General features: G+C 72.0%; 29 protein-coding genes. 16 read left to right on the forward strand and 13 right to left on the reverse strand.

Annotated elements, in window-relative coordinates:
* Position 1: 1 nt before the first annotated feature.
* The 4 genes from ACWEGE_RS29485 to ACWEGE_RS29500 are packed head-to-tail and all read right to left on the reverse strand — an operon-like array spanning position 2 to position 3,125.
* Complete coding sequence (locus ACWEGE_RS29485) at positions 2-274, reverse strand: DUF6295 family protein (protein WP_364242808.1); 273 nt, start codon at positions 272-274, stop codon at positions 2-4.
* Positions 275-286: 12 nt separating this feature from the next.
* Positions 287-1,027 (reverse strand): dienelactone hydrolase family protein, encoded by a 741-nt coding sequence (locus tag ACWEGE_RS29490; protein WP_449663701.1) that lies wholly within the window; start codon positions 1,025-1,027, stop codon positions 287-289.
* Positions 1,024-2,694, reverse strand: coding sequence for an MFS transporter (locus ACWEGE_RS29495; RefSeq protein WP_449663702.1), 1,671 nt, complete (start codon positions 2,692-2,694; stop codon positions 1,024-1,026). The genes ACWEGE_RS29490 and ACWEGE_RS29495 overlap by 4 nt, the downstream gene beginning before the upstream one ends.
* On the reverse strand, positions 2,691-3,125 hold the full coding sequence (locus ACWEGE_RS29500; protein ID WP_449663703.1) for a MarR family winged helix-turn-helix transcriptional regulator: 435 nt from the start codon (positions 3,123-3,125) through the stop codon (positions 2,691-2,693). The genes ACWEGE_RS29495 and ACWEGE_RS29500 overlap by 4 nt, the downstream gene beginning before the upstream one ends.
* A gap of 129 nt (positions 3,126-3,254) precedes the next feature.
* On the opposite strand from ACWEGE_RS29500, the gene ACWEGE_RS29505 reads away from it, so the two are divergent.
* Entirely contained in the window at positions 3,255-3,551 is a 297-nt protein-coding gene (locus ACWEGE_RS29505) for a hypothetical protein (protein ID WP_449663704.1), read from the forward strand.
* A gap of 14 nt (positions 3,552-3,565) precedes the next feature.
* On the opposite strand, the gene ACWEGE_RS29510 is transcribed toward ACWEGE_RS29505, so the two are convergent.
* Genes ACWEGE_RS29510 through mrf form a run of 5 tightly spaced genes read right to left on the reverse strand, consistent with a single transcriptional unit; the run spans position 3,566 to position 6,969 of the window.
* Positions 3,566-4,243, reverse strand: a complete 678-nt coding sequence (locus ACWEGE_RS29510; protein WP_449663705.1) for a hypothetical protein — start codon at positions 4,241-4,243, stop codon at positions 3,566-3,568.
* Between the two features lie 20 nt (positions 4,244-4,263).
* On the reverse strand, positions 4,264-5,313 hold the full coding sequence (locus tag ACWEGE_RS29515) for a GTP-binding protein (RefSeq protein WP_449663706.1): 1,050 nt from the start codon (positions 5,311-5,313) through the stop codon (positions 4,264-4,266).
* Complete coding sequence (gene rpmF, locus ACWEGE_RS29520) at positions 5,310-5,462, reverse strand: 50S ribosomal protein L32 (RefSeq protein WP_449663707.1); 153 nt, start codon at positions 5,460-5,462, stop codon at positions 5,310-5,312. The genes ACWEGE_RS29515 and rpmF overlap by 4 nt, the downstream gene beginning before the upstream one ends.
* Positions 5,462-5,716, reverse strand: a complete 255-nt coding sequence (locus ACWEGE_RS29525) for a type B 50S ribosomal protein L31 (protein ID WP_449663708.1) — start codon at positions 5,714-5,716, stop codon at positions 5,462-5,464. The genes rpmF and ACWEGE_RS29525 overlap by 1 nt, the downstream gene beginning before the upstream one ends.
* Positions 5,713-6,969, reverse strand: coding sequence for a ribosome hibernation factor-recruiting GTPase MRF (mrf, locus tag ACWEGE_RS29530; protein WP_449663709.1), 1,257 nt, complete (start codon positions 6,967-6,969; stop codon positions 5,713-5,715). Before mrf ends, ACWEGE_RS29525 begins: the two co-directional genes overlap by 4 nt.
* A gap of 79 nt (positions 6,970-7,048) precedes the next feature.
* On the opposite strand from mrf, the gene rpmB reads away from it, so the two are divergent.
* The 6 genes from rpmB (at position 7,049) to cobA (ending at position 10,330) form a co-directional block, all read left to right on the forward strand.
* Positions 7,049-7,285: a 50S ribosomal protein L28 gene (gene rpmB, locus ACWEGE_RS29535; protein WP_003091680.1), complete on the forward strand. Its 237-nt coding sequence runs from the start codon at positions 7,049-7,051 to the stop codon at positions 7,283-7,285.
* The gene (gene rpmG, locus ACWEGE_RS29540) at positions 7,285-7,452 is read left to right on the forward strand and encodes a 50S ribosomal protein L33 (protein ID WP_003091682.1); all 168 of its coding nucleotides are present in this window, start codon (positions 7,285-7,287) and stop codon (positions 7,450-7,452) included. The genes rpmB and rpmG overlap by 1 nt, the downstream gene beginning before the upstream one ends.
* Positions 7,452-7,757 carry a 30S ribosomal protein S14 gene (gene rpsN, locus ACWEGE_RS29545; RefSeq protein WP_449663710.1) on the forward strand — a complete coding sequence of 102 codons (306 nt, stop codon included), beginning with the start codon at positions 7,452-7,454 and terminating at the stop codon, positions 7,755-7,757. Before rpmG ends, rpsN begins: the two co-directional genes overlap by 1 nt.
* Complete coding sequence (gene rpsR, locus ACWEGE_RS29550; protein WP_449663711.1) at positions 7,754-8,008, forward strand: 30S ribosomal protein S18; 255 nt, start codon at positions 7,754-7,756, stop codon at positions 8,006-8,008. Before rpsN ends, rpsR begins: the two co-directional genes overlap by 4 nt.
* 86 nt (positions 8,009-8,094) lie before the next feature.
* Positions 8,095-8,949 carry a hypothetical protein gene (locus ACWEGE_RS29555; protein WP_449663712.1) on the forward strand — a complete coding sequence of 285 codons (855 nt, stop codon included), beginning with the start codon at positions 8,095-8,097 and terminating at the stop codon, positions 8,947-8,949.
* Between the two features lie 163 nt (positions 8,950-9,112).
* Positions 9,113-10,330: a uroporphyrinogen-III C-methyltransferase gene (gene cobA / locus ACWEGE_RS29560; RefSeq protein ID WP_449663713.1), complete on the forward strand. Its 1,218-nt coding sequence runs from the start codon at positions 9,113-9,115 to the stop codon at positions 10,328-10,330.
* Positions 10,331-10,425: 95 nt separating this feature from the next.
* Here the strand turns inward: cobA and ACWEGE_RS29565 are convergent, their stop codons facing one another.
* Together ACWEGE_RS29565 and ACWEGE_RS29570 are read right to left on the reverse strand one after the other, a co-directional pair.
* On the reverse strand, positions 10,426-10,944 hold the full coding sequence (locus ACWEGE_RS29565; protein WP_449663714.1) for an AAA family ATPase: 519 nt from the start codon (positions 10,942-10,944) through the stop codon (positions 10,426-10,428).
* 1 nt (position 10,945) lies between these two features.
* A complete protein-coding gene (locus ACWEGE_RS29570; RefSeq protein WP_449663715.1) occupies positions 10,946-11,821 on the reverse strand; it encodes an alpha/beta fold hydrolase in 876 nt (291 codons plus the stop codon).
* Positions 11,822-11,956: 135 nt separating this feature from the next.
* Here ACWEGE_RS29570 and ACWEGE_RS29575 point away from each other — a divergent pair, with 135 nt between their 5' ends.
* On the forward strand, positions 11,957-12,799 hold the full coding sequence (locus ACWEGE_RS29575) for a crotonase/enoyl-CoA hydratase family protein (RefSeq protein WP_449663716.1): 843 nt from the start codon (positions 11,957-11,959) through the stop codon (positions 12,797-12,799).
* Positions 12,800-12,807: 8 nt separating this feature from the next.
* Positions 12,808-14,502 (forward strand): AMP-binding protein, encoded by a 1,695-nt coding sequence (locus ACWEGE_RS29580; RefSeq protein ID WP_449663717.1) that lies wholly within the window; start codon positions 12,808-12,810, stop codon positions 14,500-14,502.
* A gap of 3 nt (positions 14,503-14,505) precedes the next feature.
* Here the strand turns inward: ACWEGE_RS29580 and ACWEGE_RS29585 are convergent, their stop codons facing one another.
* The gene (locus tag ACWEGE_RS29585) at positions 14,506-14,907 is read right to left on the reverse strand and encodes a hypothetical protein (RefSeq protein ID WP_449663718.1); all 402 of its coding nucleotides are present in this window, start codon (positions 14,905-14,907) and stop codon (positions 14,506-14,508) included.
* Positions 14,908-14,936: 29 nt separating this feature from the next.
* Entirely contained in the window at positions 14,937-15,440 is a 504-nt protein-coding gene (locus ACWEGE_RS29590; protein ID WP_449663719.1) for a hypothetical protein, read from the reverse strand.
* A gap of 284 nt (positions 15,441-15,724) precedes the next feature.
* Between ACWEGE_RS29590 and ACWEGE_RS29595 the strand changes: the two genes are divergently transcribed.
* The 7 genes from ACWEGE_RS29595 (at position 15,725) to ACWEGE_RS29625 (ending at position 20,312) form a co-directional block, all read left to right on the forward strand.
* Positions 15,725-15,934: a hypothetical protein gene (locus ACWEGE_RS29595; protein WP_449663720.1), complete on the forward strand. Its 210-nt coding sequence runs from the start codon at positions 15,725-15,727 to the stop codon at positions 15,932-15,934.
* An 828-nt stretch (positions 15,935-16,762) separates the two neighbouring features.
* Positions 16,763-17,386: a CDP-alcohol phosphatidyltransferase family protein gene (locus ACWEGE_RS29600; RefSeq protein ID WP_449663721.1), complete on the forward strand. Its 624-nt coding sequence runs from the start codon at positions 16,763-16,765 to the stop codon at positions 17,384-17,386.
* 89 nt (positions 17,387-17,475) lie between these two features.
* A complete protein-coding gene (gene gcvH / locus ACWEGE_RS29605; protein ID WP_013226819.1) occupies positions 17,476-17,862 on the forward strand; it encodes a glycine cleavage system protein GcvH in 387 nt (128 codons plus the stop codon).
* A 113-nt stretch (positions 17,863-17,975) separates the two neighbouring features.
* Positions 17,976-18,440, forward strand: coding sequence for a glycogen accumulation regulator GarA (gene garA, locus ACWEGE_RS29610; RefSeq protein WP_004559567.1), 465 nt, complete (start codon positions 17,976-17,978; stop codon positions 18,438-18,440).
* A complete protein-coding gene (gene ftsR / locus ACWEGE_RS29615; RefSeq protein ID WP_449663722.1) occupies positions 18,437-19,183 on the forward strand; it encodes a transcriptional regulator FtsR in 747 nt (248 codons plus the stop codon). The genes garA and ftsR overlap by 4 nt, the downstream gene beginning before the upstream one ends.
* A gap of 216 nt (positions 19,184-19,399) precedes the next feature.
* Positions 19,400-19,873 (forward strand): bifunctional nuclease family protein, encoded by a 474-nt coding sequence (locus ACWEGE_RS29620; protein WP_009078856.1) that lies wholly within the window; start codon positions 19,400-19,402, stop codon positions 19,871-19,873.
* A gap of 43 nt (positions 19,874-19,916) precedes the next feature.
* Positions 19,917-20,312, forward strand: coding sequence for a MerR family transcriptional regulator (locus ACWEGE_RS29625; protein ID WP_449663723.1), 396 nt, complete (start codon positions 19,917-19,919; stop codon positions 20,310-20,312).
* The last annotated feature ends 7 nt before the right edge of the window (positions 20,313-20,319 follow it).

A 20,319-nucleotide genomic window follows, 5' to 3' on the forward strand; every position in this document is an offset into this window, starting at 1 on the left:
CTCACTGGTTCCGCGAAGCCAGACCCGCGGGAGCCGACTTCACCGCCGCGTGGATGGCGTCCGCGAGGGCCAGCGCGTCCTCTTCGGTCAGTTCCAGGGCGACCCGAGCCGAAGCGCCCAAAGACGGGTTGCGGAAGTCGATGTTCACCGTGTGCGCGTACGGCGCGTGGACCGGATGGTCGACGTACACGGTTCCCTCGTTCAGCCGGAACCAGCCGCGGGCGCCCTTGCCGCTGCCTTCGAGCGCGAACTTCTCGGTCAGGTAGGTGCACATGCGCGGGTCCTTTCAGGCGGTGAGCGTGCGGGCGTAGAAGCCGAGGATGCGTTCCCAGCCGTCCTTGGCGGCTTCGGGGCGGTAGCTCGGGCGGTCGACGGCGAAGAAGGCGTGGCCGGCGTCGGCGTAGGTGTGGAACTCGTGCTCCTTGCCGTGCTTCTCCAGCTCCGCCGCCAGCACGGCCACCTCGTCCGGCCCCGGGAACTGGTCGTCGGCGCCGAAGATGCCCAGCAACGGGCAGGACAGCTGCGGGGTCAGGCCGAGCAGCGGCTTCATTATCCTCATGGCCTCCGGCGGGTCGTTGACGACGAACGCGCCGTAGCAGTCCACCGCCGCGTCGAGGTCCAGGGAGCACGCGGACAGGAAGGCGTGGCGGCCGCCGGAACAGTGCCCGATGACGCCGATCCGGCCGTTCGCGTTCTCCAGCGCACGCAGGTAGTCCGCCGCGCCCGAGACGTCGCCGACCAGGCGGTCGTCGGGGACGCCGCCGGCCGCGCGGACCGTCGCCGCCGCGTCGTCCGGGTCCGCGCCCGGTGCCTCTCGCGTGTACAGGTTCGGGCAGAGCGCGTTGTAGCCCTCGACGGCGAAGCGGCGGACCATCTCCTTCGTCGCCGCGTCGTAGCCGGGCAGGTGGTGGATCACCACGACGCCGCCGCGCGGGGTCGCGTCGGTGGGTTTCGCCAGGTACGCCTCGAGCTCGTCCCCGCCGTGGCCGGAGATGGTGACCGTCCCGGCGACGATCTCGTCCTTCATCGGTGCTCCTTCGCTTTCTCGGAGGTGTGGAGGTACCGCGCGCCGCGGGATGCGGACGCGATCGCGGCGACCACGGCCATCGCCGCGGCCGCGGTGAACACGACCACCAGGCCGTGGTGGAACGGTGCGGACACCAGCCGCGGGAAGAACGAACCGCCGGTGAGCGTGGCCCGGTCGGCCGGCGCGAGCCCGGCGAGGACGTCCGGGCCGAGCAGGTGCCCGACCGGGTTGCTGCCGAGGAACGCGGCGAACAGCGTGCTGACCGGCGGCAGCTGCGCGACGCCGTCGGCAACGGACGCCGGGACGCCGTGGGCCTGCAGGCCGCCGGTCAGCGTCTGCGGCAGGGAAGTGGCCAGCCCGGCGATCATCAGCGAGAAGAACACGCCGATCGACAGCGACGTTCCGGAGTTCTGGAACGTCGCCCGCATGCCGGAGGCGACGCCGCGCTGCTCGGTGGGCACGCTGCTCATGATCGCCGAGGTGTTGGGCGCGGCGAACATGCCCTGGCCGACGCCGCTCAGCACGAGCAGGGCCGCGAACGCCGGGTAGGAGAAGTCCACCGGCAGGGCGAGCAGGCCGAGGAACGCCGCGGCGACCAGGAGCAGGCCGCCGGTGGCCAGCGGCCGGGCGCCGAAGCGGTCGGACAGGTACCCCGACACCGGACCGGCGATGAGGAACCCGACGGTCAGCGGCAGCAGGTGGATGCCCGCCCACAGCGGCGTCCGCTCGTAGTCGTAGCCGTGCAGGGGCAGCCAGATCCCCTGCAGCCAGATGATGAGCATGAACTGCATGCCACCACGCGCGACCGAAGTCAGCAACGCGGCGATGTTGCCCGCGGCGAACGCGCGGATCCGGAACAGCGAAAGCTGGAACATCGGCGTGGCGACGCGGGTCTCGATGACGCCGAACAGCACGAGCAGCAGCACCCCGGTGCCGATCCCGCCGAGCACCCACGGGTTGCCCCACCCGGTGGCCGCGCCGCCGTACGGCTGGATGCCGTAGGTGATCGCGGCCAGCACCAGCGCGGTCCCGGCCGCGAAGGTGACGTTGCCGCCCCAGTCGATCTTGGCGCGCCGCGGGGTGCCGACCTCGCGGAGGCTGCGGATCGACCAGATCGTGCCGAGCAGGCCGAACGGGACGCTCACCCAGAACACCGCGCGCCAGTCGATCTCGGCCAGCAGGCCGCCGACGACCAGGCCGAGGAACTGCCCGGCCAGCGCGGTGATCTGGTTGACGCCCAGCGCCATCCCGCGCTGCCGCGCCGGGAAGGCGTCGGTCAGGATGGCCGCGGAGTTCGCCGTCAGCATCGACCCGCCGACGGCCTGGACCACCCGCCAGCCGATCAGCCAGAGCGCCCCGGCGCCGGCGTGGAACGGGTCGAACGACAGGGCGACCGACGCGGCGCTGAACACGACGAAGCCGACGTTGTACATCTTGACCCGGCCGAACATGTCGCCGAGCCTGCCCAGCGTCACCACCAGCACGGCCTGCACCAGCAGGTAGCCGAGGATCATCCAGAGCAGGTAGCCGATGTTGCCCGGGGCCAGCGGATCCAGCCCGATGCCGCGGAAGATGGCCGGCAGCGAGATGATGACGATCGAGCCGTCGAGCGCGGACATCAGCACGCCGAGCGTGGTGTTCGACAGCGCGACCCACTTGTAGCTCACAGCTCGTCCGCCAGCCGCTCGATCAGCGGGATGGCCGCGAGCAGTTCGCGCCGCTCGGCCTCGGTGAACCTTTCGGCCAGCGCGGTGGCCATCTGCCGCGTCATCCGCGACCGCTTGTCGACCAGCAGCCGGACGCCCGCCTCGGTCACCGACATCACCACCTTGCGGCGGTCGGAGTCGTCCTTGCGCCGCTCGACGAGCCCGCGCTCGACCAGCCCGGCCAGCGTCACGCCCATGGCCTGCGGTTTGACGCGTTCGAGGTCGGCCAGGCAGCCCGGCGTGGCCGGGCCCTCGCGGTCGAGCCGGGACAGAACCGAGCGCTCGGGGGTGGTCAGTTCGCCGACCACGTACCCCTGGCGCAGCCGCCGGACCAGCCGGCCCAGTGCGACGCGCAGGTCGTTGCTCGCCCGGAGCAGTTCCTCGTCCGTCACGATGGTCAACCTAGACTGATAAACCTGGGTTGATCAACCCGGACGTACGCGCCGCTATCGGGTGAGCCGGGAGGTTTCCCCCGGCTTCCGGTGTTACCGTCCGAAATGGACACCTGGAAGGGAATGCCGATGACCGTCCTGCACGTCGAGCACGCCGGCCACGACCACGTGCACCGGGAGGGCTGCGGGCACGCGGCGATCCCGCACGGCGATCACATCGACTACGTGCACGAAGGCCACCTGCACCGTGCTCACGACGGCCACTTCGACGAGTGCGAGATCGCGGGCCACGTCCCGCACACGGGCCACGACCACACCCACGGCGACGGGTGCGGCCACATGGCGGTCCCGCACGGCGACCACGTCGACTACCTGCACGACGGGCACCGCCACGCGACCCACGAGGACCACTACGACGACCACTGACCAGCCGCGGCGGATCAGCCGGGCAGGGGGATCGGGATGGTGGCCCGACCACCGGGCGACTCGACGGCGAGGGTGAGCAACCGGGCTTCCGCGGGCGGGCCGGGTTCGAACGTGCGCCGTTCCACCAGCAGGCCGTGCGACCCGGATCCGCCGCCACCGCCGCCGCGGTACTGGGTTCCCGCGTCGTCCCACCCGCGCCAGACGGTGCGAAGGTGGAAGAGCTCTCGCATCCGGCGGGATTCGCCGCCTTCTCGCGCCGTGGTCAACACGACGAAGGTCGACCACACCTCCAGGCTGACCAGGTCCGCCGTCAGCTCACCCGCCTCGAGGGTGCGGCCCGCGAGGGAAACCACCTGCCGCAGCACCGGCGCGGGTGGCTCTTCGATCGCCTGCCGCCACTCGGGCCGCTCGGCGCCCGCGGCCCTGGCCGCCGCCGCGCCGCTGATCGAGGTCGAGGCCGAGCCTTCAGCGTGCACGACCTTGAGCCGGCCGGAGCGTTGCAGAGTCACGTCCAGGTCGGCGAGGATCCGGTCGGCTTCCTCCTGGCCCAGTGCCCCGGCGGCCACCAGGCCGATCGCCACCCCGCGGATTTCCCACCGGTTGAACCCGCTCAGCCGTCCGGCAGGCGGCTGCCCCCGTCCCCTTCCCAGACCGTCGGAAATCAGCTTCTCCAGATATCCGCGTCCGTTCATCCCGCCATCCTGCCCCGGTTTCAGTGGAGGTGGACCGGGTCCCACTCCGGGAACGGATCCGGTCCGCTCGACTCGCCGAGGCAGCCGTGCAGCGCCTCCAGAAGTGCCTCGCCGGCCAGGTCGACGCCGATGAACACCAGCTCCTGCCGGGGCGAATCCGCGACGCCCTGGGGTTCGAACCGCGCCACCGTGCCGGCCTGGGACCACAGCCCGGTCACCCCGGGCCGGGACGCCAGCGCGAAGAACCCCTTGGACCGCAGCACCGTCCCGAACTCGCCGGAGTCCAGCCGCCGGGTGACGAAGTCCCACAGCGCCACCGGGTCGAACGCCCGGGCCGCCCGGAACACCACGCTGGAGATGCCGTACTCCTCGGTCTCCGGGACGTGGTCGCCGTTCAGCTCGGCCACCCAGCCCGGCGCCTCCTGGGCCTTGACCGGGTCGTACCGGCCGGTCCCGAGGACCCGCTCCAGCGGCACCTTCCCGAAGCTGCCCGTGACGACGTCCGCGGCCGGGTTCAGCCGCCGCAGCACCGCCACGAGCCGGTCGACGTCGGTGGCCAGGTCCGTCTTGTTCAGCAGCAGGACGTCGGCGAACTCGACCTGGTCGACCAGCAGGTCGCTGACCGTCCGCTCGTCACCGGAGTACTGGTCCAGCCGGCGCTCCACGAGGGAGTCACCGGCCGCCAGTTCCCGGCTGAAGTTCGCCGCGTCCACCACCGTCACCATCGTGTCGAGGTGGGCGACGGCGTCCAGGAACGTGAACGTCGCCGCCACCGGCATCGGCTCGGAGATGCCGCTGGACTCGATGAGCACGTGGTCGAAGCGGTCGTCCGCGCACAGCGCCGCCACCTCCTCCAGCAGGTCCTCCCGCAGGGTGCAGCAGATGCACCCGTTGGTCAGCTCGACGAGGCGCTCCTGCGACCGGACCAGCGCGGCGTCGATGTTGACCTCGCTCATGTCGTTGACGATCACCGCCACCCGCAGCCCCGCCCGGTTGGCGAGGATGTGGTTGAGCAGGGTCGTCTTGCCCGCGCCGAGGAAGCCGGACAGCACCGTGACCGGAACGCTCACCGCGCGTGGAAGTGCTTGATCAGCCGGCGCGGGACCAGCTTCGTCTCGCCGTTCACCTTGATCGGCACCAGGTCGGGCACCGCGGCCTTCCACTGCGACCGCCGGGACCGCGTGTTGCTGCGCGACATCCTGCGCTTGGGGACGGCCATCAGCGATCGCCTCGCTTTCCGTAGCGGCGGTGGAACTTCTCGACCTGGCCGGCGCTGTCCATGATCCGCTGGGTGCCGGTCCAGAACGGGTGCGACCACGCGCTGATGTCGACCACGACCAGCGGGTAGGTGTGGCCGTCGGACCACTCGATCGTCTTGTCGGAGGTGATGGTGGAGCGGGTGAGGAAGGCGTCGCCGGTCGACGAGTCCTTGAACACCACGGAGTGGTAGTCGGGGTGGATTCCGGTCTTCATCGTTCTTCCTTTCGGTTCGCCGCGGAGTGCCGCGCCGGGTCGGGTTCGGTGTCCTCGCACGGTTCCTCGTGCCAGTCCCCGAACGGGTCGGGGTAGTGCGCCCACGCTCCGGGCCCGGCCGCGAGTTCCTCGTCGGTCAGTAGAGCGCCGCGGAGGGCCGCGTCGATCTCGTCGGGCGTTGTCCGGTCCGTCACCACGACGAGCTCCTGCGCGCGGTCGCCGTGCACGGGGTCCCAGCGCAGGGACGCCAGCGTGCGGCGTTCGGGGGAGACGTCCGCCCACGCCGGACCGTCCGGCGACGCGAGCCACGGCCCGGCGTGGCCGAGGCCCAGCCCGCCGCCGGCCGACTCGATCCAGAACGCGACGTCCGGCTGGCCGGCCACCCACGCGCGCCCGCGGGTGCGGACGACGCCGTCCAGGAGGACGTCGAGCGCGTCGTGCAGCCGTGCCGGGTGGAACGGCCGCCGCGCGGTGAAGGTGAGCAGCGCGATGCCGCAGTCGGCGTGCAGCGGCGGTTCGCCGCGCAGCAGGGCGCCGTGCATGTCGGTGACCTCGCCACGCCGGGCGCCCTTCGGGACCGCGTCGAGCACGCGGTGGCCGTCGATCCGGGCCAGCTCGACCCGCGGGACGGACGGTGCCACCCGGTCGAGCACCGCGGCCGCCTTGGCGGCGCTCCAGGCGTCGGTGGCCGCGCCGGCCAGCACCAGGACGTCGGCGAACTCGACCTGGGACAACGCGACCTGGGCGACCGTCCGCTCGTCCTCGGGGCTGCCCTGCAGGTTCCGGTCGGCCAGCTCGTCGTCGCCGGTCGCGTCGGCGAGCCAGGTCGCGCAGTCGACGACGGTCAGGACGGCCCGCAGGTCGACGTCCTCGCTCACCGGGTGGTCGCCGACCAGGACGTTCCGGATCGCCCAGCTCACCGGCTCCGGTTCCATGGCCTCGTCGAGCCGGACGACGATCCGGGTCACCTCCGGGCGCCGGGCCAGCCGCCGCAGCAGCGGGAGCAGGTCTTCGCGCAGGGTGCAGGAGACGCAGCCGTGGGCCAGTTCGAGCACGGTGAGGTCGTCGCGCTCGCCGAGCTCCAGGCGGCGGCGGACGACGCCGGAGTGGATCTCGCGCAGGTCGTGGTGCACGACGGCGGTGCCGGGCTCGGCCACGCGCAGCAGCTCGGCCAGCGAAGCGTTCGCTCCGGCGGTCAGGCCGCTCACCAGGACGAGCGGGACGCGGGGGTGACGGGTCTGCTTGGGGGTCACTGCGGCTCCAGGAATGCGGACGGGGTGCGGTGCGCTACAGTAACTGAAAACGAAAACCACTATCAACTCGGGAGGGCTCTTGTCCGCCGTGTGCCAGGTCACCGGCCGCAAGCCGGGCTACGGCAAGCAGGTCTCGCACTCCCACCGCCGCACCTCGCGGCGCTGGGAGCCGAACCTGCAGAACCGTCGCTACTTCGTGCCCAGTGAGGGCCGCTGGGTGCGGCTGCGCGTGTCCGCCAAGGGCATGAAGACGATCGACAAGCGCGGCATCGAGGCCGTCGTCGCCGAGCTGAAGGCGAAGGGGGTGAAGCTGTAATGGCGAAGAGCACCGACGTCCGGCCGATCATCAAGCTGCGGTCCACCGCGGGCACCGGCTACACGTACGTGACGAAGAAGAACCGCCGGAACGACCCGGACCGGATGGTCCTGCGCAAGTACGACCCCGTGGCGCGCAAGCACGTCGAGTTCAAGGAAGAGCGCTGATGGCGAAGAAGTCGAAGATCGCGAAGAACGAGCAGCGGAAGGTGATCGCCGCGCGGTACGTCGAACGCCGCCGCGCGCTCAAGGCCGTCGTCGCCTCACCGGGCTCGTCGGCCGGGGAGAAGGCCGCGGCCGTCGTCGCGCTGCAGAAGCTGCCGCGCGACGCGAGCCCGACCCGGATCCGCAACCGCGACGTCTCGGACGGCCGTCCCCGCGGCTATCTCCGGAAGTTCGGGCTGTCGCGGGTGAAGATGCGGCAGGCCGCGCACCACGGCGAGCTGCCCGGCGTCGCGAAGTCGAGCTGGTGAGCCGGATGCCGAAGCCGCACCGCGACCGTCCGGCCAAGCGCAAGGTGAACCTGCTGCACGCCAACAAGATCACCCACGTCGACTGGAAGGACGTCGACCTGCTGCGGAAGTTCGTCTCCGATCGCGGCAAGATCCGCGCCCGCCGCGTCACGGGATTGACCCCGCAGCAACAGAAACAGGTCGCCACGGCGATCAAGAACGCCCGTGAGATGGCTTTGCTGCCCTACCCCTCCGCGGGCCGCGCGAATTAACCCGGGTGCGAAGGCCGGGCGGCGCGCGACCATGAGCGTACGAAAGGGGGCGTCGCAAGGGATGTCCTGACACCGGATGTCCACGCTTGCACGCCCAGCTCACGGTCACGCCCGCCCGGCTGCCCGAAGTCCTGCTCACCACCGCCGTCATGCGGCCGGTGTTCCTCTGGGGCGCGCTCGCCTGGGCCGCCGGGAACGGCATCCACCCGTGGATGGTCGAGTACCTCACCCAGCGCCCGGACCACCTGTGGAGCCCGCCGCCGAAGACCGAGGAGCCGTTCTCGACGCCGCGGTCCTGGCACATGCTCTCCGACCTGCTCCACTCCGCCGGCGACGAGACGGTCGCCCTGCTGGCGTACGCCACCCTCACCCCGGCCCACGCCGGCGCGTTCCGCGCGTACCTCGAGGTCGCCCGGCACGCCTTCGACCTGGAGGCGATCCTCAAGGGCGACGCGCGCTGGGCCCGCCGACCGCGACCTGCTCTGCTTCCTCGCCGAGACCTTCCGCGCGGCTGGTCAAGGACCTGCCCGCGGACAAGCGGCACGCCCCTCCGCGGCCGTGCGCCAGTTCGCCTTCCGCGCGAAGAGTCTCCTGGTCGAGGCCGCCCGCGACCCGGGCGGCCGTGCCTGGGGCTCGCAGAACTGATGTCCCGGTGGCAGCGGCAGTACCACGGGAAGCCGGAGCCGGGGACCGAACGGTTCGCCCGCGGGCTGATCGCCTCGGCCACCGAAGCCATGGAACACGCCGCGGATGCCCGCGGCCGGACCCGGCACCGGCGGGCGATGGGGGAGTGGGACCGCGCCCTGTCCTGGTTCGTCTCGTCGTTCCCGCTGCTCGGCGCGGTCGCGGCCGGGTTCACCCTGGTCGTCGACACCGAGGTCGTCCGTGCCTGCAGTCCGGCGTCGACCTGCTGCAGCGGCCGGCCGACGGGCCGATCCTGATCATCACCGACGCCTGCCGTGACCACGTCCGGCCGCGCCGCGAGCACGCGTACCTGGTGCCGAGGGGCGCGCGGCTGCCGTTCGCGTCCCGCGGGCCGGTGTTCCGGGTGGCGTGACCCACGCTGGGCTGGCGCGGGGCTCGCGCGCCAATAAACTCCCGCCCATGGACGACCCGCACTACCTCTCCGGCCTCCAGCTGACCGGCCGCCGCGTCGTGATGTTCGGCGGCGGCAGCGTGGCCCAGCGACGGCTGCCCCGGCTGATCGCGGCGGGCGCCCGCGTCGAACTGGTGTCACCGCACACGACGCCGTCGGTGCAGGGGATGGTGGACGCGGGCGAGCTGGTCTGGCACGAACGCCGGTACGAGCCCGGTGACCTGCGCGACGCCTGGTACGCGCTGGCCTGCACGAACGACCCCGAGGTGAACGCCGCCGTCTGCGAAGAGGCCGAGCGGGAGCGGGTGTTCTGCGTCCGCGCCGACGAAGGCGAGTCGGGGTCGGCGGTGACCCCGGCGTCCGGGCGGCACGGCGGCCTGCTGTTCGGCGTGCTGTCGGGCGGCGAGCCCCTGCGCTCGGCCGCGGTCCGCGACTCGATGCTCGACGGCCTGCACAACGGCACGATCGAAGACGGCCGTCAGCCCCACCCCGAGGGCACGCTGCCCGGGGTGGCGCTGGTCGGCGGCGGCCCGGGCGACCCGGAGCTGATCACGGTTCGCGGCCGTCGCCTGCTCGCGCGCGCGGACGTCGTCGTGGCGGACCGGCTCGCGCCCCGGGAGCTGCTCGACGAGCTCGCGCCGGAGGTGGAGATCGTCGACGCGGCGAAGATCCCGTACGGCCGCGCGGCCAGCCAGGACGTCATCAACAGCACGCTGATCGAGCGCGCCAAGGAGGGCAAGTTCGTCGTCCGCCTCAAGGGCGGCGACCCGTACCTGTTCGGCCGCGGCTTCGAGGAGGTGCTGGCCTGCGCGGAGGCGGGTGTCCCGGTGACGATGGTCCCGGGCATCACGAGCGCATTCGCGGTCCCGGCGGTGGCGGACGTCCCGGTCACCCACCGCGGCGTCGCGCACGAGGTGGTGGTGGTCTCCGGCCACGTCGCCCCCGGCGACGACCGCTCCCTGGTCGACTGGGACCTGCTGGCCCGCATGCGCGGCACGATCGTGCTGATGATGGGCGTGGAGCGGCTCCCGCAGTTCGCCAAGGCCCTCCTGGACGGCGGCCGCCCGGCCGACACCCCGGTGGCGATCGTCGAGGACGGCACGATGCGCACCCAGCGCACCCTCCGATCCACATTGGACACCGTGGTCACCGACGCGGCCGCGTCCGGAGTCCGTCCCCCGGCCGTGATCGTGATCGGCCCGGTCGCCGGCCTCGCCCCCGCGTGATCAGGCCCGTGACTCGCGTGATCGAAGCCGGAACTGGCGTGATCGAAGCCGGATCTCGCGAGTTGCGGCTCCGATCACGCGAGATCCGGAGCTGATCACGCGAGTTCCGGGGAGCGGGCGGCGGCGAGGATCGCGTCGGCGACGTCGGGCAGCGGGCGGGTTCCGTCGACGATCGTGGCGCCGGGGTGCCGGTAGGCGTTCGCGTCGAGGGCCGCCGCGAGTTCCTCGGGGTGCTTGCCGAAAGAGTTCGTCGTGCGGGTCAGGAGCCGGTGCCGGAGGGTGTCTTCGTCGATCACCAGGCAGATCACCAGGTCGAAGAGGTCCCGCACGTCCTCTTCGTTCTCGGGGCAGCCGCAGAAGAACGCGATCTCACCGGCCGCCCGGGCCGCGAGGGCTTCCACCTTCGCCCGGCTGATCCGCCAGCCGAAGCGGTCGAGCCAGCCCGCCGGCACCGGGTCGGGCGGATCGGCGACGACCTGCCCGGTCGTCCGGTCGGCCCAGTGGTGGTAGCCCTCGTTGTCCGCGTCGACCGCGAGCTCGCCGCGTTCCTTCAGGACCGCGCAGACCGCCGACTTGCCGGCCCCGGAGTTGCCGGTCACCCACACCAACGGCATGTCAGTCCGCGTAGCAGCTCGCGGCGAAATCGCGGATCGCGTCCGACAGCCTCGTCGGGTCGAAGCGGAGCTCGACCGGGCTGCGGGCCTGGACGAACTCCGCGTCCGGCATGTCGACCGCCAGGGTGTCCGCGTCGCCGAACGGGTGGATCGGGTCGCCCTGGTGGCCGATCACCAAGGCCCGCGTCGTGATCTTGCGGCGGACCGACTTCGGCGGCGCGATCCGGCCGAACAGCACCCCGTGCAGCAGGGCCGCCATCGGGGCCGGGCGCTGGGACAGCGTGTCCGTGACGACGTCGACCCACTGGTTGCCGTGCGGGACCACCGACGCCGCCAGCGCCACCGCCTGCACCGTGAACGGCAGGAACCGGGCCGCCATCAGCAGGGGCGCGAAGGTGACCAGCCCGGCGACGATCGCGTTGTCCAGCACCGGCATCTCGACGATCAGCCCCCGCGCCCGCGACGGCGCCTGCACCGCCACTTCGAGCGAGACGTTCGCGCCCAGTGACGTCCCGCCGATCACGGCGGAGTCGACCTCGAGGTGGTCCAGCAGGGCCAGGGTCTGCTCCGCGAACGACGGCATCGAGTAGAGCCACGACTCGGTCGGCCGGTCGGAGTCGCCGTGGCCGAGCAGGTCGAGGGTGATCACCCGGAACCCGGCGCGGGCCAGCCGGCGCGCCAGCGGCGCGTGCATCCGGCGGGTCAGCATGATGCCGTGGGTGAGGACGACGACTTTGTCGCCGCTGCCGAATTCGGTGTACCAGAGCCGGTGCCCCTCGTGGTCGAACGAGCCGGTCAGCTCGATCGGGCGGGAGGCCCGCCGGACGGGGGCGGGCGGGGGTTCGGACTCGATCGCGGTCGCGCTGGCCGGGCTCATGTCCCACCGTCCTCCCCGTTTCGGCGTCGGTTCTTCCAGGAAAGCATTCCCCGACCGGGTCGGCACAGTGACATAGGGGGCAATTGACACCGTGCCAATGGCGGGTCGTCGCGGGCATGGGTCAAGATGACCCCCATGACCGCTACTGCTGACAGTCTGCCCGACCTGGTGTCCCTCAAGGTCGACATCGACGGCTCCGTGGCCGAAGTGACGCTCCTCGGCCCGTCGAAGGGCAACGCGATGGGCCCGGACTTCTGGCGCGAGCTGCCCCTGGTCTTCCGCGCGCTGGACGCCGACCCGCAGGTCAGGGCGGTCGTGCTGACCGGCAGCGGCAAGCACTTCTCCTACGGCCTCGACCTGCCCGCGATGATGGGCGACTGGGCGCCGATGCTCGGCGGCGAGAACCTGGCCGGCCCGCGCACGGCGTTCCTCGACCAGGTCCGGTCCCTGCAGGCGGCGGTCAGCTCGATCGCGGACTGCCGCAAACCGGTCGTCGCGGCGGTTTCGGGGTGGTGCATCGGCGGCGGGGTCGACGTCGTCGCGGCCGCCGACGTGCGCCTGGCCAGCGCCGACGCCAAGTTCAGCGTCCGCGAGGTGCGCGTCGCCATCGTCGCCGACCTCGGCAGCCTGCAGCGGCTCGCCCCGATCATCGGCGAGGGGCACCTGCGGGAGCTCGCCCTCACCGGCAAGGACATCGACGCCGCCCGCGCCGAGAAGATCGGGCTGGTCAACGACGTCTACCCGGATCAGGACACGCTGCTGAAGGCCGCCCGCGAACTCGCCGGCGAGATCGCTGCGAACCCGCCGCTGGTGGTGCAGGGTACGAAGCAGGTACTGGCGGCGAACACCGAGCGCCAGGTCGCCGACGGCCTCCGGTACGTCGCCGCCTGGAACTCGGCGTTCCTGCCCAGCAAGGACCTCGGCGAGGCGGTCCAGGCCTTCCTGGAGCGCCGCCCGCCGGAGTTCAAGGGCGAATAGGAGGCAGCGTGAGCGTCCACCACGCGTTCCGCGTCGCGCGGGACTACCTGCAGACCCACCGCGAGGACTACGAAACGGCATACCGCGACTTCGCGTGGCCGCAGTTCGACGAGTTCAACTGGGCGATCGACTGGTTCGACGTCGTCGCGCACGACCCGGACAACGCCGAGCGGTACGCGCTGTGGATCGTCGAGGAGGACGGCACCGAGAACCGCTGGACCTACCCGGAGATGTCCGGCCGGTCCAACCAGGTGGCGAACTGGCTGCGCGGCCTCGGCGTCCGCCGCGGCGACCGGCTGATCCTCATGCTCGGCAACCAGGGCGAGCTGTGGGAGACGATCCTCGCCGCGATCAAGCTCGGCGCGGTGATCATCCCGGCGTCCACGCTGCTCGGGCCGGCCGACCTGGCCGACCGGGTGGAGCGCGGCGCCGCGAAGCACGTCGTCGTCCGCTCGGTGGACGCGCCCAAGTTCGACGGCGTCGCGGGGGACTACACCCGGATCGCGGTGGGGGAGCCGGTCGAGGGCTGGCACTCGTACTCGGCCGCGTTCGCCGAGTCGCCCGAGTGCGCCCCGGACGGCCCGACGAAGGCCGCCGACCCGCTGCTGCTGTACTTCACCTCCGGCACGACGGCGAAGCCGAAGCTGGTGCAGCACACGCACGTGTCGTACCCGGTTGGCCACCTGTCCACGATGTACTGGATCGGGCTCCAGCCGGGGGACGTCCACCTGAACATCTCCTCGCCGGGCTGGGCGAAGCACGCGTGGAGCAACTTCTTCGCCCCCTGGAACGCCGAGGCGACGGTGTTCCTCTACAACTACAGCCGGTTCGACGCGGGCGCGCTGATGGCCCAGATGGACCGCTGCGGCGTCACCAGCTTCTGCGCGCCGCCGACGGTGTGGCGGATGCTCATCCAGGCCGACCTGACCGCGCTGAAGACCCCGCCGAAGAAGGTCGTCGGGGCGGGCGAGCCGCTGAACCCCGAGGTGATCGACCAGGTCGAGAAGGCCTGGGGCGTCACCATCCGCGACGGCTTCGGCCAGACCGAAAGCAGCGTCCAGATCGCCAACACGCCGGGCCAGGACGTCGTGCCCGGCTCGATGGGCCGCCCGCTGCCCGGCTTCGTCGTGGCGCTGGTCGACCCGGTCAGCGGCGAGCGCGCCTCGGAGGGCGAGATCTGCCTGGACCTCGCGCACCGGCCGGTGGGCCTGATGACCGGCTACGCCGACGACGACGAACGCACGTCGGCGGCCTTCGCCGGCGGCTTCTACCACACGGGTGACGTCGGATCGCTCGACGAGCGCGGCTACATCACCTACGTCGGGCGCACCGACGACGTGTTCAAGGCGTCGGACTACCGGATCTCGCCGTTCGAGCTGGAGAGCGTGCTCATCGAGCACGAGGCGGTGGCCGAGGCCGCGGTCGTCCCGGCCCCGGACCCGATCCGGCTCGCGGTGCCGAAGGCCTACGTCGTGCTGGCCTCGGGGTTCTCGCCGGACGCCGAGACCGCGCGGTCGATCCTGGCGTACTGCCGCGAGCACCTGGCGCCGTACAAGCGCATCCGGCGGCTGGAGTTCGCGGAGCTGCCCAAGACGATCTCGGGCAAGATCCGCCGCGTCGAGCTGCGGGGCCGCGAGGGTGACCCGAAGCGCGGCGAGGGGACGGAGTACCGCGAGGAGGACTTCCCGGACCTCAAGTCCTGAGGCTCAGCTGCGGGTGCCCTCGACCTGGCGGCCGTCCTCGGTCGAGCACGCCGTCACCGGGTCCTTCGGGCCGCTGCCGCACGTCCACTCGTCCAGGACGATCGGGCCCGGGCCGTCGGCGTCGTTCGCCTCGGCCGGGGTCAGCTTCGCGAAGTAGTCCTTGAGCAGCTTCGTCGCCGCGGCGCAGTCGACCTGGCCGTGCGCGACGACCGCCGTCTTGGCGCCGCCTGTCCCGGTGACGTCGCCGCACGGCACGCCCGGGGCGGTGGACGCGGCGGCCGCGGCCGCCGCGGGGACGGGACCGGCGGAGGAGGACGGCGCGGCGGGCGCCGGGTCGCCGCCGCCGCAGCCGGCCAGGGCGGCGGCCGCGGCGACGAGCAGCAGGGGGTACGCGAGAGTCTTCATGGGCCCTTCAGGAGCGGATCGGAACGGACTCACTCGGACGGCACGACGGCGGCGAAGACCGTCTGCTCGCCCTTGGTGCAGGTGGTGCCGCCCTGGGCGGCGGGCGGCCCGGACGTGCACAGCCAGCCGTCGACGGTCTCGTTCACCGCGTCGTTCGAGCCGGCGCCCTGGCGCCCGGCGATCTTGCGGTGGAAGTCGCCGACCAGCTTCGTCGCCGACACGCAGCTGACCCCGGCCGAGCCGCTGTCGAAGACGTAGAGCGTCAGCCCGCTGGCGGCGGTGACGGTGCCGCACGACCCAGGCACCGACGGCGGCGGCCCGGACGGCTTGGTGACCGGCGGCGGCGCGGACTCGCTGCCGGTGCCGCCGGGCGGAGGCGGCGGGGTGGCGGCCGACGTCGTCACCGACGGTGTCGTGGCGGCGGGCGGCGGGGCCGGGGGAGCCTGCGCGGCGGGGGCACCCGAGCAGGCGGCCAGCGCGGGCAGGGCGAGGCAGGCCACGAGCCACGTCCTCGTGGTGGTCGGGTGGGGCACCGCGATCCTTCCTCCCCGGTTCGTCCTGGTCCCGCGGGCGACGTGCCCAGGGGTGTGCCGGAGATTACAACAGCGGCCCGGCGGCCCGGTCCGGTGGCTGCCGAAATGGTGTCCACAATGGACGATTAACATTCCGTTCACGCTCCGAAACCTCCCGCTGTCATCAAGAATCGATCGGTCTAATTCGCGCCGAGGCGGTTAACAATCCGGCCCCGCGGGCCGAAGATCTTGGTGGAGGCCGAAGGGCTTCCCGTCCCCGAAACCGTCCCGAATCCGTGAGAGCGATGAACGCCGACGCTGTGACAAGCACCGAAGACCCGTCCAGTCCGCCGACCGTCCCGAGCACCGTGGTCTGGTGCGGCGGCCGCCCGTACGTCCTCGAGGGACGCGCCGGCCGCGCCCGCTGGATGGGCACCGACTACCGCGGCCGCCCCGAGTCGTTGACCAGCGCCGAGCTGCAGCGACGCGGCTGGAGCCACCGCCGCGCGAGCTGAAGTGCGCGACGAGCCGGGCCGCTGGGGCGGCCCGGCCTTCGCCGCCGGCCTGCAGGGGGAGTGCCCCAGGGCACCCGGGCAGGCCGGCCGGCGCGAGGTTGCCTTGCGGGGTGTGGCCGTGATCATCGATCCGGCGGCCGGGGCAGCCTCGCGCCACCTGGACACCGCGGCCGGTCCGGTAGGGGGAGGCCGCGAGCGGGGCGCCTCGCTCTGCGCTACCGCTGCCTGCACGACCCCAGCCCGCTGCGCCTTGACCTGCGTCGGCTCAGGCTCGGTTGGGTCGCTCGGCCCCAGCTTGCATCGTCCCAATCCGCTGCGCTTCGACCGGCGTCGGCTCAGGCTCGGTTGGGCCGCTCGACCCCAGTCTGCATCGTCCCAATCCGCTGCGCCTCGACCGGCGCCGGCCAGGGCCTGGGTGTGCCTCGCCACCCCAACCTGCATCGCCCCAACCTGCGCCTCGACCCGCGCCGGGCCCGGGCCCGGTTGGGCCGCTCGACCCCAGCCCGCACCGCCCCAACCCGCGCGTGAGGTTGCTTCGCGGCGAGCCGCAGCTCCGATCTGCCTTCCGGCAGCCGTGCCACTCCGGCCCGCGCTGCCCAGAGCCACGGGTGGGCCGGTCCGTCGGCGTGAGGTTGTTCCGCGGCGAAGCCGGGCCATGATCTGTGCCCCGACCCCCGCTGCCGGACCCCCGGGCGCGCCGATCCGCCGCGCAATGCCACCCCACGCCGGCGAACCCCGACCTGCGTTCCGCCGGCCGGCGCCACCCCAACCCCCGGCCCACCCCGCACCACCGGGCGCCCCGGCCCCGCTCCGCTGTTTAATGGCCCCGTGAGCACAGCCGCCCCCGAACCCGCCGCTCAGGCGGGGCCCGCCGCCGAACCGTCGCTGCTGCGGCAGGCCCTGAACGTCCCCAACATCCTGTCGCTGCTGCGGCTGGCCGGCGTGCCCGTCTTCCTCTGGCTGCTGCTCGGCCCCGAAGAAGACGGCTGGGCACTCGCCCTGCTCGTCTTCAGCGCCCTGACCGACTGGCTCGACGGCAAGCTCGCCCGCTGGCTCAACCAGATGTCCCGGCTCGGGCAGCTGCTCGACCCCGCCGCCGACCGGCTCTACATCCTCGCCACCCTGATCGCCTTCCTCGTGCGCGGCATCATCCCGTGGTGGGTCGTCGTCCCGCTGGTCCTGCGGGAGGCCGTGCTCGGCGTCTGCGTGGTCACCCTGCGCCGCCGCGGGTTCGCGCCGCCCGAGGTCACCTACCTCGGGAAGGGCGCCACCTTCGTCCTGATGTACGCCTTCCCGTTCCTGCTGCTCGCGCAGGGCGGCTCCGACGTCGCCGCGGTCGCGCGGCCGATCGGGTACGCCTTCACCATCTGGGGCGCGGTCCTCTACGTCTGGTCCGGCGTGCTCTACGTCGTCCAGGCGCGCAATGCCCTGCGAAGCGAACCCGCGGAGTGAGCTTCCGCCGGGTCGTGGCGGGCGGCTGCGCCGTGTGGGTGTAAGACTTCGCCCAACACTTCCAGTGAGGGCATGAAAGGGGACCGGCGGTGTCCGCTCCTGAAGAGCTTCGCTACACCGAGGAACACGAGTGGGTCGCCACCCGCGGCGAGGACACCCTCGTGCGCGTCGGCATCACCGAGTACGCGCAGGACCAGCTCGGCGACGTCGTGTTCGTCGACCTGCCCGACGTCGGCAGGCAGGTCAGCGCCGGCGACGTCTTCGGCGAGGTCGAGTCGACCAAGAGCGTCTCCGAACTGTTCGCGCCGGTCGACGGCGAGGTCGTCGCGGTCAACGACGCCGTCGCCGACTCGCCGGAGCTGATCAACAGCGACCCCTACGGCGAGGGCTGGCTGATCGAGATCCGGCTCGACGACCCGGCGGGCCTGGAAGCCCTGCTCGAAGCCGAGGCCTACGACGCGCTGACCAAGGGCTGAAGCCCGCTCCGCCGGTTCGGGGAGCCGGGGCTCGGAGAATCGATCAGGCACGGTACGTTGGCAGCTACACGTTCTTGAGTATGGCAACACAGCATGTGTGGAGGAGAGCTCAGGTGAGCACGAACGACGGGCCCGGCGGCGTTCCCCCGGAGCAGTCTCCGGAGCGGACCTCTGTCTTCCGGGCCGACTTCCTGGCCGAAGCCGAAGGTCGCGAGCCCGCCCCGGAAGCCCCGGTCCAGGGTGTCGACGCGCTGCCCCCGGGTTCGGCGCTGCTGGTCGTGAAGCGCGGGCCGAACGCGGGTTCGCGGTTCCTGCTCGACCGCGACACCACCAGCGCCGGGCGGCACCCGGACAGCGACATCTTCCTCGACGACGTCACGGTCTCCCGCCGGCACGCCGAATTCCGGCGTGAGGGCGGCGAGTTCGTCGTCATCGACGTCGGCAGCCTCAACGGCACCTACGTCAACCGCGAACCGGTCGACCAGGCCGTGCTCGCCGGCGGCGACGAGGTGCAGATCGGGAAGTTCCGCCTGGTCTTCCTGACCGGCCCGGGGCACGGGGGCCAGGGGGCGCAGTGACGGCGGCCGGACGGCCACAGAACCACGGACTGAGCATCGGGGCGGTACTCGCGCAGCTGCGCGGCGACTTCCCCGATGTCACCATCTCCAAGATCCGGTTCCTGGAAGCGGAAGGCCTGGTGCAGCCGGGCCGCACGCCTTCGGGCTACCGGCAGTTCGCCGCGGCGGACGTGGAGCGACTGAGGTTCGTCCTGGCCGCCCAGCGGGATCACTACCTCCCGTTGAAGGTCATCAAGGAGCAGCTGGACGCGGCGGACTCGGGTGCCGGGGCCGCCGCGGCCCTGCCCCGCCCGCCGCGCCGGCTGGTCCCGATCGACGCGCCGGCGGAGAACGTCGGCCTGCCCGTGGCGGACGACTTCACCCCGGGCAAGGAGCTGCGCCTGACCCAGGAGGAGCTCCTGGAGCAGGCCGGCATCGACGCGCCGGCGCTGGCCGAGCTGCAGCAGTACGGCCTGGTCCGGCCCGGTCCCGCGGGGTTCTTCGACCCGGACGCGGTGCTGGTCGCGCGGACGGTCAAGGCGATGACCGAATTCGGCATCGAACCGAGACACCTGCGTGCTTTCCGCGCCGCGGCCGACCGCGAGGTCGGCCTGCTGGAGCAGATCGTGACGCCGGTGTACCGGCACCGCGACCCGGAGGCCAAGGCCCGGGCCGACGAGGTGGTGCGGGAGCTCGCGGCGCTGTCCGTGACCCTGCACACGCTCCTCGTCAAGGCCGGAATCCGCGGCGTCGCCGGGTGTTGATCGATAACGGGGCAGTGAGATCCTCTTTGCGGTCCCATGTCAATGACTGAATGTTCGGCACCGCATGCCGTACCGTGAAGGCACGGGTTTGCGGCAGGCGAACCGAGAGAGTCCGGACAGCGAGCACAGCGCACGGATGACGGGTAGCGTCGGGAGTATGGGCGTGAAGCCGGTTCAGCGCTGCAGCCCGTGTGCACGAGAGGGAGGCGAAGCCCGATGAGCGAAATGCGCGTCGTCGGTGTGCGGGTCGAGCTGCCCGCGAATCAGCCGATCTTGTTGCTGCGGGAGACCGAGGGCGAACGGTACCTGCCGATCTGGATCGGCTCGGTCGAAGCCACCGCCATCGCCTTGGAGCAGCAGGGGGTCCGCCCCGCCCGCCCGCTCACGCATGACCTGCTGAAAGAGGTCATCGGAGCGCTCGGCCGGGAGCTCGAACAGGTCGTCATCACCGACCTGAAGGAGGGCACGTTCTTCGCGGAGCTCGTGTTCGACGGCGACATCCGGGTGTCCGCCCGGCCGAGCGACTCCGTCGCGCTGGCCCTGCGGATCGGGGTCCCCATCCACGCCGTGGACGCGGTGCTGGAGGAGGCGGGCCTGATCATCCCGGACGAGCAGGAGGACGAGGTCGAGAAGTTCCGCGAGTTCCTCGACTCCGTGTCGCCCGAAGACTTCCGCGGAGCCGATACGTAAGTCGGCTTGCCTTGACGCGGACGTCAACGTCTAGCGTCGAAGCATGCGGATCGGAGAACTGGCGCAGCGCACGGGTGTCACCACCCGTGCGCTGCGGTTTTACGAGGACCAGGGCCTCCTCACGGCCCGTCGCTCGGCGAACGGCTACCGCGAGTACGACGAGAACGACCTGCAGCTGGTCCAGGAGATCCAGACCCTGCAGACGGTCGGCCTCACCCTGGAAGAGACCCGCCCGTTCGTCGAATGCCTGCGCAGCGGCCACGAGACCGGCGACTCCTGCCTGAGCTCCATCGAGGTCTACCGCCGCAAGCTCGAAGAAGCCGACGCTCTGCTCGCCCGGCTCGGCGGCATCCGCGCGGAACTGGCCGCGAAGCTCGCCGGCGCGCTGGCCCGCCAGGCACCCGATCCGTGTGTCGTGCCCGATTCCCCGCGCCCGTGAAGGAGCC

It is taken from the genome of Amycolatopsis sp. NPDC004747 (assembly GCF_053601335.1).